This is a genomic window from Enterococcus sp. JM9B, from assembly GCF_009933265.1.
GTDB classification, from domain to species: Bacteria; Bacillota; Bacilli; order Lactobacillales; family Enterococcaceae; genus Enterococcus_C; species Enterococcus_C songbeiensis.
In genome coordinates, this window is record NZ_MAEK01000008.1 from 18,566 (window position 1) to 31,767 (window position 13,202).

Annotated in this window: 13 protein-coding genes and 1 riboswitch; all 13 genes read left to right on the forward strand. The window is 40.1% G+C overall.

Going from position 1 to position 13,202, the window contains the following annotated elements; genetic code table 11:
- Position 1: 1 nt before the first annotated feature.
- Complete coding sequence (locus BAU16_RS02380) at positions 2 to 838, forward strand: DUF368 domain-containing protein (RefSeq protein WP_048603148.1); 837 nt, start codon at positions 2 to 4, stop codon at positions 836 to 838.
- Between the two features lie 223 nt (positions 839 to 1,061).
- Entirely contained in the window at positions 1,062 to 2,921 is a 1,860-nt protein-coding gene (gene dnaG / locus BAU16_RS02385; RefSeq protein WP_048603147.1) for a DNA primase, read from the forward strand.
- Positions 2,922 to 2,937: 16 nt separating this feature from the next.
- Positions 2,938 to 4,044 carry an RNA polymerase sigma factor RpoD gene (gene rpoD, locus BAU16_RS02390; protein ID WP_048603146.1) on the forward strand — a complete coding sequence of 369 codons (1,107 nt, stop codon included), beginning with the start codon at positions 2,938 to 2,940 and terminating at the stop codon, positions 4,042 to 4,044.
- Between the two features lie 179 nt (positions 4,045 to 4,223).
- A complete protein-coding gene (locus tag BAU16_RS02395) occupies positions 4,224 to 5,996 on the forward strand; it encodes a cell division site-positioning protein MapZ family protein (RefSeq protein WP_161526370.1) in 1,773 nt (590 codons plus the stop codon).
- 101 nt (positions 5,997 to 6,097) lie between these two features.
- Entirely contained in the window at positions 6,098 to 6,811 is a 714-nt protein-coding gene (locus BAU16_RS02400) for an AzlC family ABC transporter permease (protein ID WP_137605827.1), read from the forward strand.
- On the forward strand, positions 6,804 to 7,127 hold the full coding sequence (locus BAU16_RS02405) for an AzlD domain-containing protein (RefSeq protein ID WP_048603143.1): 324 nt from the start codon (positions 6,804 to 6,806) through the stop codon (positions 7,125 to 7,127). The genes BAU16_RS02400 and BAU16_RS02405 overlap by 8 nt, the downstream gene beginning before the upstream one ends.
- 10 nt (positions 7,128 to 7,137) lie before the next feature.
- Positions 7,138 to 8,001, forward strand: coding sequence for a CvfB family protein (locus tag BAU16_RS02410; RefSeq protein ID WP_161526371.1), 864 nt, complete (start codon positions 7,138 to 7,140; stop codon positions 7,999 to 8,001).
- Between the two features lie 114 nt (positions 8,002 to 8,115).
- The gene (gene fur, locus BAU16_RS02415; RefSeq protein ID WP_048603141.1) at positions 8,116 to 8,598 is read left to right on the forward strand and encodes a ferric iron uptake transcriptional regulator; all 483 of its coding nucleotides are present in this window, start codon (positions 8,116 to 8,118) and stop codon (positions 8,596 to 8,598) included.
- Between the two features lie 144 nt (positions 8,599 to 8,742).
- Positions 8,743 to 9,633, forward strand: coding sequence for a site-specific tyrosine recombinase XerD (gene xerD, locus BAU16_RS02420; RefSeq protein WP_048603140.1), 891 nt, complete (start codon positions 8,743 to 8,745; stop codon positions 9,631 to 9,633).
- Between the two features lie 14 nt (positions 9,634 to 9,647).
- Positions 9,648 to 10,406: a segregation/condensation protein A gene (locus tag BAU16_RS02425; protein ID WP_137605829.1), complete on the forward strand. Its 759-nt coding sequence runs from the start codon at positions 9,648 to 9,650 to the stop codon at positions 10,404 to 10,406.
- The gene (gene scpB, locus BAU16_RS02430) at positions 10,390 to 10,989 is read left to right on the forward strand and encodes an SMC-Scp complex subunit ScpB (RefSeq protein WP_137605847.1); all 600 of its coding nucleotides are present in this window, start codon (positions 10,390 to 10,392) and stop codon (positions 10,987 to 10,989) included. The genes BAU16_RS02425 and scpB overlap by 17 nt, the downstream gene beginning before the upstream one ends.
- A 550-nt stretch (positions 10,990 to 11,539) precedes the next feature.
- Positions 11,540 to 12,262, forward strand: coding sequence for a pseudouridine synthase (locus BAU16_RS02435; RefSeq protein ID WP_048603137.1), 723 nt, complete (start codon positions 11,540 to 11,542; stop codon positions 12,260 to 12,262).
- A gap of 75 nt (positions 12,263 to 12,337) precedes the next feature.
- Positions 12,338 to 12,461: riboswitch (FMN riboswitch) on the forward strand.
- 141 nt (positions 12,462 to 12,602) lie between these two features.
- A complete protein-coding gene (locus BAU16_RS02440; RefSeq protein ID WP_137605830.1) occupies positions 12,603 to 13,199 on the forward strand; it encodes an ECF transporter S component in 597 nt (198 codons plus the stop codon).
- The last annotated feature ends 3 nt before the right edge of the window (positions 13,200 to 13,202 follow it).

A 13,202-nucleotide genomic window follows, 5' to 3' on the forward strand; every position in this document is an offset into this window, starting at 1 on the left:
AATGGAAGAGAAGCACCAGACAACAACTAAGGAATGGCTGTTACGGTTTGTAAAGGGAATGTTCATTGGTTCAGGCTTTATTTTACCAGGAGTCAGCGGCGGAGCCTTAGCGGCGATTTTTGGGATTTATGAACGGATCATTTCATTTTTAGCTCATATTACCCGTAATTTTAAAGAAAATGTATTGTTTTTTATTCCTGTAGGGTTAGGAGGAGTTACTGGAGTCTTTTTACTCTCCTTCGCTGTCAGCTTTTTGTTGGGAGCTTATGAAACGATTATTTTATGGTTTTTCGTTGGCTGTATTATCGGAACCGTGCCTGCGTTATGGAAAGAGGCTGGTAAGAAAGGACGTTCCACTCGGGAATTGATTATTTTGGCAGTTAGTTTCGTTTTGGGCTTCTTGTTCTTATGGAAAGGTTCAGGCCTTTTCTCTCATGTGGATCAAAATTTTGTAACCTGGATGATTGCCGGCGGATTGATTGGTTTAGGAATGATCGTGCCAGGTCTTAGTCCTTCTAACTTTCTGGTTTATATGGGTATGTACAAAGCGATGTCTGACGGAATCAAAGAATTGAATTTTGGTGTGATTTTGCCTATCGGAATTGGCGGAATCATTACGGTTCTAGGTCTTTCAAAGGTTATGGATTATATTTTCAGCAAAGCTTATCCGCAATTATTCCACTTTATTTTAGGTGTAGTTTTTGCTTCGACAATCATGATTATTCCCACAGATTATTCAGGTTTTACTGCTGGCAGTTATGTCGCTTGCGTAATTTTATGTGCAGCAGGTGCGGCATTAGGTGCATGGATGAGTAAACTAGAGAATGAATACAAATAGAAATTAGTCTTGAGAGGGAAAAAACATTTTTTCCTCTCTTTCGACTTTAGTGATTTGAAAAGTTTCTTAGGATAAAAAGCTTGAAAAACAGCGGAATTATGATAGAATGAAACATGTATAATTGTGTCAATTTCTAAATCGCGCTGATTTCGGTTAGTGCGATTTTTTACCGACATTCATTATCAAAAACTCGTCTTAGCATTTCTCGCAGGAGGTGAGTGAAATGGTAAAAAGAATTCCTTCAACCGTGATTGAGGAAATTCGGTCGAAGACAAATATCGTTGAAGTGGTTGGACAATATGTCCAATTAAAAAAATCAGGAAAAAACTATTCCGGGTTGTGTCCATTTCACGAAGAAAAAACACCTTCCTTTTCAGTAGCCGAGGATAAACAGATTTTTCATTGTTTTGGCTGTGGGAAAGGCGGAAATGTTTTTAGTTTTATTCAGGAAATAGAGGGACTCTCGTTTCCCGAGGCAGTCGTCAAGGTTGCGGATTTAGAAAGTATTCCAATGGCTCAGCAGTATCAGGAAGTGGAAGCTTCTGAAAATACGCAATCCAGACAATTGATTGAGCTGCATGAAAAAGCTGTAGAGGTTTTTCATCATATGTTGATTCATACAGCGGCTGGTCAAGGGGCATTGGATTATTTGCTGGAAAGAGGGCTGACGCAAGAACTGATTGAGACCTTTCAAATTGGGTTTGCGCCGAATGAACGCCACTTTTTAGGCCAGATTTTTCAAAATGAAAAGGTTCCTGAGACACTTTATTCTGCTTCCGGTCTGTTTGTAGAACGAGAAGATGGGACGTTTGCTGATCGTTTTTATCAGCGCATCATGTTTCCTATCCGTAATCCACAAGGGAAAACAATCGGGTTTTCTGGTCGGTTTTTACCAACAGAGGGTCTTTCCGGAAAGGAACAGCCAAAGTATTTAAACAGTCCAGAAACCGAGCTGTTTAATAAACGGGATGTTTTGTTCAACTTTGATAAAGCGCGAAGTACGATCCGCAAAGAAAGTACGGTTTTTTTATTTGAGGGATTTATGGATGTGCTGGCGGCGTGGCAGGCAGGAATTCAAAACGGTATCGCAAGTATGGGCACGAGTCTTACCAATCAACAAATCACGGCAATCGAACGTGTCGCTAAAGAGCTTGTTATCTGTTATGACGGAGATACTGCTGGCGTTGAAGCAACGAATCGTGCGATTGGACTGATGCAGGAACATAGTCGACTACGATTGACAATCGTCAGTTTGCCAGAACGGTTGGATCCAGATGAATATGTTCAAAAATATGGTGTTGATGCGTTTCAAGAGTTAGCCTATCACGGGCGGGATACAGTCTTTTCTTTTAAGATGATGTATCATCGGCTGCATCATAATCTACAAAATGAAAAAGAACAGCTTGATTATGTACAAGAATTATTAAAGGAACTAACCAAGGTTGATTCGCTGATTGAACAAGATCGTTACCTGACTCAGTTATCCACAGAGTTTCATATCAGTCGTGAAACATTGCAACAGCAATTTCGTCAATTCAGGCAGGACCAACGCATACAGAACAATGAACAGCGGCAACCAACCAAGGAGCGCAATCCAGCTTTCCGTGGAACAAAGTCGCCACCGATTATTGGAGTGAAGGCAAAGCAGTTCACCCAACTGGAAAAAGCAGAACGTCTCTTGCTTTATCGTTTATTTAATGATCCCTTTCTCAATCAGAAACTGAAACAGCAACAGTTGCAGTTTGTTCATGAAAGGTATCAGGAAATCTATTTTTTATATGATACCTACGTAGAGAGCACCGGGAATTTTTTACTACCTGAATTTCTTGATTTTTTAAAAGATCAAGAAATCAAAAATATCGTGATTGAAATTGCTTATCTCAATGTTCCGGAAGAAAGCTCGGACCATGAGATCAACTACTTATTGCAGATTTTCAAAAAGGCGGAAATTGCTGATGAAATCACAAAAAAAAGAATCCAGCAGCAAGAAGCTAGTCAAAAAGGAAATCAGCAGTTAGAGTTGGAATTGGCAGTTGAAATAATAAATTTAACAAAAAAGATGAAGCAAGCCGAATTACATTGAAGGGGGCCTTCTTTTTATGGCAAAACAAGCAAACACCGAGTATGATAAAGCAGTCTCAGAATTTATACGGACAAACAAAACAAAAGGGCAGGTCGTGTATGACGAATTGTCAAATACCCTCGCAACACCTTTTTCTCTAGATGCTGATGCAATGGATAAATTGATCCAAAAAATCGAGGATGCCGGCATAAGCGTCGTGGATGAAAATGGCGAACCCTCCGTCCACAGTCTAAAAAGTAACGAAAAAAAGGCCGAAGCGGCAAAACAAGAAGACCTTTCAGCGCCAACTGGTGTTAAAATCAATGACCCTGTTCGGATGTACCTAAAAGAAATTGGTCGGGTACCGTTGCTGACAGCGGAAGAAGAAGTCGCATTGGCATTAAAGATCGAAGAAGGCGACCAAGAAGCAAAACAACGCTTAGCTGAAGCCAATTTACGTTTAGTAGTAAGTATTGCCAAACGGTATGTAGGTCGGGGCATGCAATTTTTGGATTTGATCCAAGAAGGAAACATGGGCTTGATGAAGGCTGTTGAAAAATTTGACTATCGCAAAGGATTCAAATTTTCTACCTATGCGACGTGGTGGATTCGTCAAGCGATTACAAGAGCAATCGCGGACCAAGCACGGACAATCCGAATTCCGGTTCACATGGTGGAAACCATCAACAAATTGATCCGTATTCAACGGCAACTATTACAAGATTTAGGACGGGAACCAACACCGGAAGAAATCGGTGCAGAAATGGATCTGCCAACAGAAAAAGTTCGGGAAATCTTGAAAATCGCTCAAGAACCAGTTTCTTTGGAAACGCCAATCGGTGAAGAAGATGATTCCCATTTAGGTGATTTCATTGAAGACCAAGAGGCAACCAGCCCAGCAGAACATGCAGCGTATGAGTTGCTGAAGGAACAATTGGAAGATGTTTTGGATACACTGACCGATCGTGAGGAAAATGTTTTACGTCTACGTTTTGGTTTAGATGACGGTCGTACACGTACATTGGAAGAAGTCGGAAAAGTCTTTGGTGTGACGAGAGAACGGATTCGTCAAATTGAAGCAAAAGCCCTACGGAAACTGCGCCATCCTTCACGTTCAAAACAACTGAAAGATTTCTTAGAATAAGAATGAAATAAAAACGTTAGAAAAACTTTTAAAGGTCTTTTAAGGCTTTTGAAAGTTTTTTTGTTACAAACGCAAAAAATGGTAAAATAAATTTAAAGAAAACCTAATGTTCTCACTATTGGCGAACATCTAATAATATGATAGATTTAGGGCTATGAATGTAAAGGAGCAAGATAATAGTGATCAACAAATGTCCACAATGTGGTTTTGAACCTGTGGCAGGAAAAATGATTTGCCCCAATTGCGGATTCGAAATCAAAGAAAATATTGCACAAAAAATTGAAGATCAAAACGAACAAAAAGATACACATAAAAATGATAATATTGCCTGGTCGGATTTCAAGAATGTTTCCATTGGTTCGGTAATGGAAACGTTTAATGAACAGCATGACATCGATGAAGACACTGAGACAACAAAATCAATCGAAGCAAAAGACGAACCCATAGAAAATCCAATTTTATCTGCTTATATTCGCCAGCATAAAGGGGAAGAGGGCGAAACTGTCGAAGAACTTGTTGCAAAAGAACAGGCAGAAGCCCAGTCTACAACGGCAGAATCTACCGAATTAATAGAAGAACCTGTTGGAGAGGTTGATGGAGCGGAAGAAAATGTTGTTTCACTTACAGAAACAAAAGAGATAACGTCAGCAGAAACGGGAGAAGCTACAGCAGTTCCTGAAGAAATTGACGAAGGCTTAAAAAATTCAGAACAAGCTTCACAGCCTACTGAGGTTCTTTTAGAAGCTGAAAGCGAATCTGAGCACCTTGAAGAGGTTGATGATGAAGAGGCGGCGACGGATGAACCTATTCGCAACAAGCCTCATAAATCTCGAGGAACTTATTTAATTGCGGCAGCAGCCGTGGCAGTCGTTGGAATCGGTGGTTGGCTTTTTTATGACCATCAAGAAAAAGTTGCCGCAGAAAAAGCTCAAGAACAAAAAGTTACTTCAGCTTTGGAAGATATTCAACAACAGCTGGATCAGTTTTATTTAGATTCCGATCAGCAATTTATCAAAGAAAATAAATCATTAGCTGAACTGGAAACGGTCAAAACGACCTTGGACAAATACGAGAATGAAGAAAAATATGCGGCAATCAATGCTTCCTATGGCAAATTGAAAGAAAAGTTTACAACAATCAATCAAGTGAACCAATTATTTGATCAGCCAATTTTGGTGGGAGATCATCTGGTAGAGACAGCAGTCTACGATTCTTTAGCTGATGTTACTCTTGAAAAGCCTACCGGGACTTCCGCTTTTGATCAACTTGTCACTCAGGCGATTGAAAAAGCAGAGAAACAAGCGGCGGCTTTACAAAAAGCAACAGATGCTGTTGCTTTGGTTTACCAAAAGGATCAAGTGAAAAGCGATGCTTCCCGTAAAAATTATCAAACAGCCAATAACTTGGTGAAAAAACTTCCTGATAGTACTTCAAAAACGGCGATGCTTGAAGCTTTGAGTGCAGTAGATGGTGCCTTATCGAAAAAAGAGACGGCAGCCAAAGAAGCTGCCGCAAAGAAAGCAGCAGAAAAAGAGGCAGCTGCTAAAGAAGCTGCCGCAAATCAAGCGGCAAAAGAACAGGCAGCGCAACAAGCCACATTACCGGCAGAGGCTTCGCCTAATATGCAGCCGAATACGAACAATCAGCCTATTTTAGGGACAGTAGCCAGTGATGTTGCAGATGTGAATAACCCAGCTTGGCAATGGGCGGCCGGAGTGAAAGAGAAAGTTCTTGCGACATGTATTGCACGAGGCTATATTGTTGAAGGAGGCTACACGCTGGAGAAAGTTCGGATTGAAAATGGCGAGGGATATTACAACTTATTCGCCACAAATACTCGTTCTTCCTTAATGAAGGGAGTATCTGATTCAGCATTGCCATTTTATCTAGTGACTATCAACTGTAAAACCGGCTATTTCCGGGGAAATGGTTCAGATAATACGATAAAATAAAAATAAAAAGAATATTATTTATTTTCTGAAAATTACTTGTCTACCTTCCTTATTTCCGCTATGATAATTTCAATCAAATGGAAAGAAGGAGGGTAATTTTCATGCAAAAATTACAAAAAGTGAGCTATGCAAGTTTCAGTGACGGTGTGAGAGCATGTTTACCCACGATGTTAGGTTATTTAGGAATCGGTTTTGCGGCTGGGGTCGTTGAAAAAGGTGTTGGTCTTTCCCTTTTAGAGATTGCGTTGTTATCACTAATTGTTTACGCCGGTAGTGCTCAATTTATTATTTGCGGTTTGTTGGCGATTCAGGCACCGTTGTCCTCAATTGTGGTCACTGTTTTTTTAGTGAATCTTCGGCACCTGTTGATGAGTCTTTCTGTCGCCGGCTATTTTAGAAAAGAAAAAATCTGGACGAATATCGGGCTGGGAACCTTACTGACTGATGAATCCTATGGTGTGCTGACCACCGCTTTGCAAGAAGAACAGCCGGTAACGGCCTCATGGACCAATGGATTGAATGTTGCGGCTTACTTGACGTGGCTGGTTGCCAATCTTTTAGGAGGACTTCTCGGGCATTTCATTCCTGATCCGGCAGCTTTTGGTTTGGATTTTGCATTGACAGCAATGTTTTTAGGTCTCTTTTTGTTTCAAGTAGAATTACCTCTAAAAAAGCGTACCAGACAAACGGTGACGGTTTTAGCCGCCGTGATTTTTTCGTTGGTGCTTTTGATGCGGCTGACTTCTGCTGAAATTGCGGTAATCGGCTCGACACTGATTGGTTGTTTCGTAGGGACGGTGACTGTTGATGATTAGTAGTGGGATTTTGATTATGATTGTTGTTAGTGGGATCGTTACATGGATACCTCGGATTTTACCCTTTGTGTTTTCTCGCAAGCTGGTCTTTCCAGATAAAGTTCAAACTTTTTTAAATTTTTTGCCCTTGTGTATTTTGACTGCCCTTTTTGTTCAAAGCTTGCTGGAATTTCGAGAAGGTCGGTTTCCGGTGATAAAATTAGAGGAAACACTTGCTTGTATTCCCGCTTTAGTGGTAGGTTACTATACGAAGGATCTTATGAAAATCGTCGTGACCGGTATCGTAGCAATTGCGATTATTCGGATCATAATTTAAGGAGAAAAATATGGAAGAATTATTGGCATCCGTCTTTTCAGGGATGATTATTGATGAAAATGAAAAAGATTATTTCGTTCAAAAAAATGGGGTGACTTTCCGCCTATCGAAAAAAGAAGGGGAATTTCAGTTAGGAACAGCGGTGGAAGGTTTTGGCTATCAAAATCAGAAGCAGGAGTTTAGTTTCACAACAGAAATTCCGAAAAGCCGTAAAGGGCATTATGCTTTTGCGACAGTAATCGATACCCGTCGTGACCTTGGTGCATTTGTGGATATCGGCTTACCTGACAAGGATATCCCGGTTTCTCTTGATGAACTGCCAACGATGCGGGAGCTCTGGCCGAAAAAAGGAGATCGTTTGATGGTTTCTTTGCGCGTTGATCACAAGGAACGGATTTGGGCTACCTTGGCAGATGAAAAAATTTTCCGGGCATTAAGCAAGCAGGGAAATGCAGAAATGAAGAATCAAAATAAAGTTGGAACGATTTTCCGATTGAAGTTGGCAGGTTCTTACTTGCTGACGGAAGATTTTTATCTGGGCTTTATTCATCCTTCTGAACGTTTTCAAGAACCACGGTTAGGTGAAGTAGTGCAACCGCGGATCATCGGCGTGCGTCCAGATGGGGTGCTGAATATGTCGCTAAAACCTCGAGCGCATGAAGCAATCAATGATGATGCGGCGATGTTGTTGGCTTATTTGGAACGAACAGCAGGAAAACGGATGCCTTACACAGATAAATCTGATCCAGAAGCGATTAAGCAAATGTTTGGTATCAGCAAAGGGCAATTCAAACGGGCGATGGGTCACTTACTAAAAGCAAAGCTTGTGGAACAAAAAGAAGCGTACACCTATTTGTTGAAAAATTCTAATTGAGAATGACTTGTATTAATCTGGAATTTTATTTATAATAAATATAATCTATCGATAATTATCTAAAACCTAGATTATAATTATTATAAAGTGTTGACGAAAGAGGTTGATGGGCTGATGAACACACTCACTGCTTTGAAAAAAATCAAAAAGCAACTTCATGAATCGGGATTTAAGCTTACGCCGCAACGAGAAGCTACGTTGCAAGTGCTTTTAGAAAATGAGAAGGATCATCTTTCCGCAGAAGAAATTTTCTTTTTTGTTAAACGGAAAAGTCCGGAAATTGGTTTAGCGACTGTTTATCGTACATTAGAAATTCTAACTGAGATCAAGGTAATCGATAAAGTCAGTTTTAATGACGGGGTTGCCCGGTATGATTTAAGAAAAGAAGGTGCCAAACACTTTCATCATCACCTGCTTTGTTTGGAATGCGGCAATATCGAAGAGGTAGAAGAGGATTTACTGGGTGCAGTCGAGGAAGTCGTTGAAAGCAAGTATCATTTTTTGGTAAAAGATCATCGTCTGACCTTTCACGGAATTTGTAAAAATTGCCAAGAAAAAGCGGCATATTCTGAATTGACAGAACAAAAAGAACAATAGAAAAAAAGTCTGGTTTGACATGAGCGGACAGCCTCCTCACAGGAAGCGTCGGTTCACGGAAACGAGGCTTTTCTTTTTGATATTTTTCTGTTCGAACAGAGGGTTATTTGTTATGATGGTAAAGTCGAAAGTTGAGGGTTGATGATGGAAGAGCAAGTAATTGATTATATTCATTATTTAACGATTGAACGAGGCTTATCTTTAAATACAAGAAAGAGCTATGAACGGGATTTGACGCAGTATTTACACTTTTTGGAAAAAGCGCAGGTAACGAATTGGGATCAGATTGATCGATTTCTTATCTTGAGTTTTTTACAGGAATTAAAAACAGCTCAAAAATCTTCGGCGACGATTACTCGAATGGTTTCTAGTTTGCGTCGGTTTCATCAATTTTTACGTCAGGAACGCTATACGGATCATGATCCCATGCAGCACATCGATTCGCCTAAAAAAGTGCAGAAATTACCGGATACATTGAGTTTGCAGGAAGTCGAACTTCTGATCGATACACCGGATACGAAGGATATTTTAGGCATTCGGGATCGAGCGATTCTGGAAGTGTTGTATGCGACTGGATTGCGAGTTAGTGAATTGATCGGCTTAAAGTTAAATGACCTGCATTTAAGTATGGGACTTTTGCAAACTTTAGGAAAAGGGGACAAGGAACGAATCGTGCCTTTAGGGGATTATGCAATTCAATGGGTGCAGCGATATCTGGAGGAAGCTCGCCCTTATTTGACCCGCAAGCATCCGGAAGAAGCACATCTGTTTGTGAATAGTCATGGCACAGGATTATCCCGCCAAGGAATTTGGAAAAATTTGAAAGGGATTGTCCGTGAGGCAGGCATCACTAAAAAAGTGACACCTCATACATTGCGACATAGTTTCGCTACTCATTTGTTGGAAAATGGAGCTGATTTGAGAACGGTACAAGAATTGCTGGGACACGCCGATATTTCCACGACACAGATTTACACCCATATTACGAAAAAACGAATGACTGATGTGTATAAGCAACATTTTCCAAGAGCATAGAAAAAGGTGAGACGGTGCGAGAGATTAAAATAAAATTAGCTGTTTTCGAAGGTCCCCTGGATCTTTTGCTGCATTTGATTCAAAAATTGGAACTGGATATTTACGATATTCCCATCGCTGATGTGACGGAACAATATATGGAATATATTCATACGATGAAAACATTGGAGCTGGAGGTTGCGGGAGAATATTTGGTGATGGCCGCAAGTTTGATGGCAATCAAATCTCAGATGCTTTTGCCGAAACAGGAATTGGAACCAATCGATGATGCCTATGAAGAAGATCCGCGGGAAGCATTGGTGGCTCAGCTGTTGGAATATCGCAAGTACAAATATGCTGCAGAACAATTGTCGGAGAAGGCAGAAGAACGCAGTCAGTATTATACAAAAGAACCCATGGATATAGAAGATTACCGGGAAACGACCGAAGAATTACCGGAACATCAATTAAACACGATTGATCTTTTTTTAGCCTTTCATCAAATGTTGGAAAAACGTAAGAAAAGAAAGGTTTTGGAGACAACGATTTCTGCTGATGAAAACACAATTGAAGAAAAGATAAAGGAACTTCAGGAAAAAATGCGTCAATTTACCGGGAAACGTGGACGGTCCTTTGAATCCTTTTTTGTCAGTTACAGCAAATCAGAGATTGTTGCCACGTTTTTGGCTTTGTTAGAGTTAATGAAAAAAGGTCAAATACGGGCAGAACAGGAAAAAAATTACGGAGAAATCATGCTTTATGCAACAGGAGAAGAGTATAATGAAATTGAGTGAATTGGAAGCGATGCTGTTTGTCGTGGGGGATGAAGGCATCGGATTGGAAGAATTGAGCTACTTGCTGGAAACCCAGACTGCTACGGTGTATCAAGCGTTGCAGACGTTGCAGCAAAAATATCAGGATGACGAATCTTCTGCTCTGCATATCTTAGAAGTAGGAAATCATTTTGTTCTAACGACAAAAAAGCAATTTGCTCCCTTGTTAAAAAAATATGCACACTCGCCAATCGCCCATACTTTATCTCAGGCCGCCTTAGAAACATTATCGATTATTGCTTATAAACAACCGATTACTCGGGTGGAAGTCGATGAGATTCGTGGTGTGCAGTCCGCCGGTTCAGTCCAAAAATTGGTGGCGCGGCAATTGATCGGTGAAAAAGGTCGAGTAGATGGACCGGGACGAGCCATTCTTTATGGGACAACAGACTATTTCATGGATTATTTTGGCTTGAAATCATTGGAAGAGTTGCCAGATATCCAAGCGATGGAAGAAGAATTAGAAGAACTGCCGACAGACTTGTTTTTTGATCGCTTTACAAAAGAACAAACAGAACCCACAGCAGACGATTCGCAACCATAATTTCTGAAAGAAAAGTTGCTGCTAGAAAAAGAAAATCCAAAGTATCCGTTCCACTTAAAAAGAAAAAAGCAAGTGGAATGATATACGTAGTGAAAATCGGAAGAAATTTTGTAAAAAATTTCAACAAAAGAATGAACGAGGATGTCAGTTCCACTTAAAAGGAAAGAATCTAGTGGAATGATATACGTAGCGAAAATTGGAAGAAATTTCGCAAAAAATTTCAACAAAAGAATGAACGAGGATGTCAGTTCCACTTAAAAGGAAAGAATCTAGTGGAATGATATACGTAGTGAAAATTGGAAGAAATTTTGTAAAAAATTTCAACAAAAGAATGAACGAGGATGTCAGTTCCACTTAAAAAGAAAGAATCTAGTGGAATGATATACGTAGTGAAAATCGGAAGAAATTTCGCAAAAAATTTCAACAAAAGAATGAACGAGGATGTCAGTTCCACTTAAAAGGAAAGAATCTAGTGGAATGATATACGTAGTGAAAATCGGAAGAAATTTTGTAAAAAATTTCAACAAAAGAATGAACGAGGAGAAAATAAATGGAACGTTTACAAAAAGTGATTGCACATGCGGGAATCGCTTCCCGAAGAAAAGCCGAGCAACTGATTATTGATGGTCGGGTAAAAATCAATGGTGAAGTAGTAACGGAACTAGGCATCAAAGTTCAAAAGCAAGACCGTGTTGAGGTAGATGATATTCCTATCTATCAAGAAGAACCTGTTTATTTTCTCTTTTATAAACCAAGAGGTGTGATTTCTGCGGTTTCTGATGACAAAGGGCGCAAGGTAGTGGTTGACTATCTGTCAGGGGTGACAGAGCGAATTTACCCTGTGGGACGATTGGATTATGATACCTCTGGTTTGCTTTTACTGACGAATGATGGGGAGTTTTCACAAAAATTAACTCACCCCAAACACCAAGTTGATAAAGTATACGTGGCAAAAGTCAAAGGAATCGCTGATAAAAGACGGTTAGCACCATTAGCACGGGGAATCAAAGTTGAAGGTAAGAAAACTGCGCCGGCTCGTTTTACCATTCTGTCAACTGATACAAAAGCAGAGACAAGTATTGTTGAACTGACCATCCATGAAGGCCGTAACCATCAAGTGAAAAACATGCTGATGGCAGTAGGATATCCTGTGCAAAAACTAAAACGGGAAAAATATGGCGAGTTGACATTAGGAAAATTACGTCCGGGAGAATACCGGGAGTTGAATAAGAAAGAAGTTTCCAGTTTATTGAATACAGCAAAAGAAATCTAGCCAAAAGAAGCACAACAACTTATTTGTCTTTTTGTTAGATTCGTGTATAATAGGAACTGTAAAAAAAATATTAAGGTTCGTCTTCAGGGGCAGGGTGTAATTCCCGACCGGTGGTTATAGTCCACGACCCACTTCATTGAAGTGGCTGAATCGGTGAAATTCCGATACCGACAGTAAAGTCTGGATAAAGAAGATAGGGCTTATTTGAATTGGCACTATACCTTCAAATAACTCTAACTCTATTTTTCCCTGAGAAAAATAGAGTTTTTTTGTTTGCATCGTATGGCGACGATTTGAAAAGGTTCGATTGAAGATGAGTCCTTGAACTAGGAGGATTTCAATGAAGAACAGTAAGGTACAAAAAATGGTGGCAGTCGCACTTTTTGCGGCGATGGGATTGATTTTGCAATACGTGGCGTTTCCAGTATTGCCGGCGTTCAATTTTTTAAAAATTGATTTTAGTGATATTCCGGTAATGTTGAGTATGTTTTTATTTGGACCAGTTGCCGGTATTATGACGGCGTTTCTCCGTTCAACATTGCATTTGTTGACGACAGGGCTGGAACCAAGCAATATGGTAGGAGACATCGCAAGTTTCCTAGCCTCCAGTATTTTTACGCTACCGATGTATTATTTCTTTAGAGGTCATGAAACAAAAAGAAATAAAACCTTTGGAATCGTAACGGGAATTTTGGCATTGACGATTTTTATGAGTCTTGCAAATTATTTCGTCATCACCCCATTGTATCTCACATTTTTCGGTGTAAGTGCCGATCAATTCTTAGGAATGTCACTGGCTCGCTATGTAGCGATCGGTATCGTTCCCTTCAATTTGATCAAAGGAGCGATCGTCAGTGCGGTGTTCTTAGTCCTTCATGCCAAACTGCTTCCTTGGTTGAGTCGTAAGCAAAAACAAACACAAATGAACCATTTTTAAGAA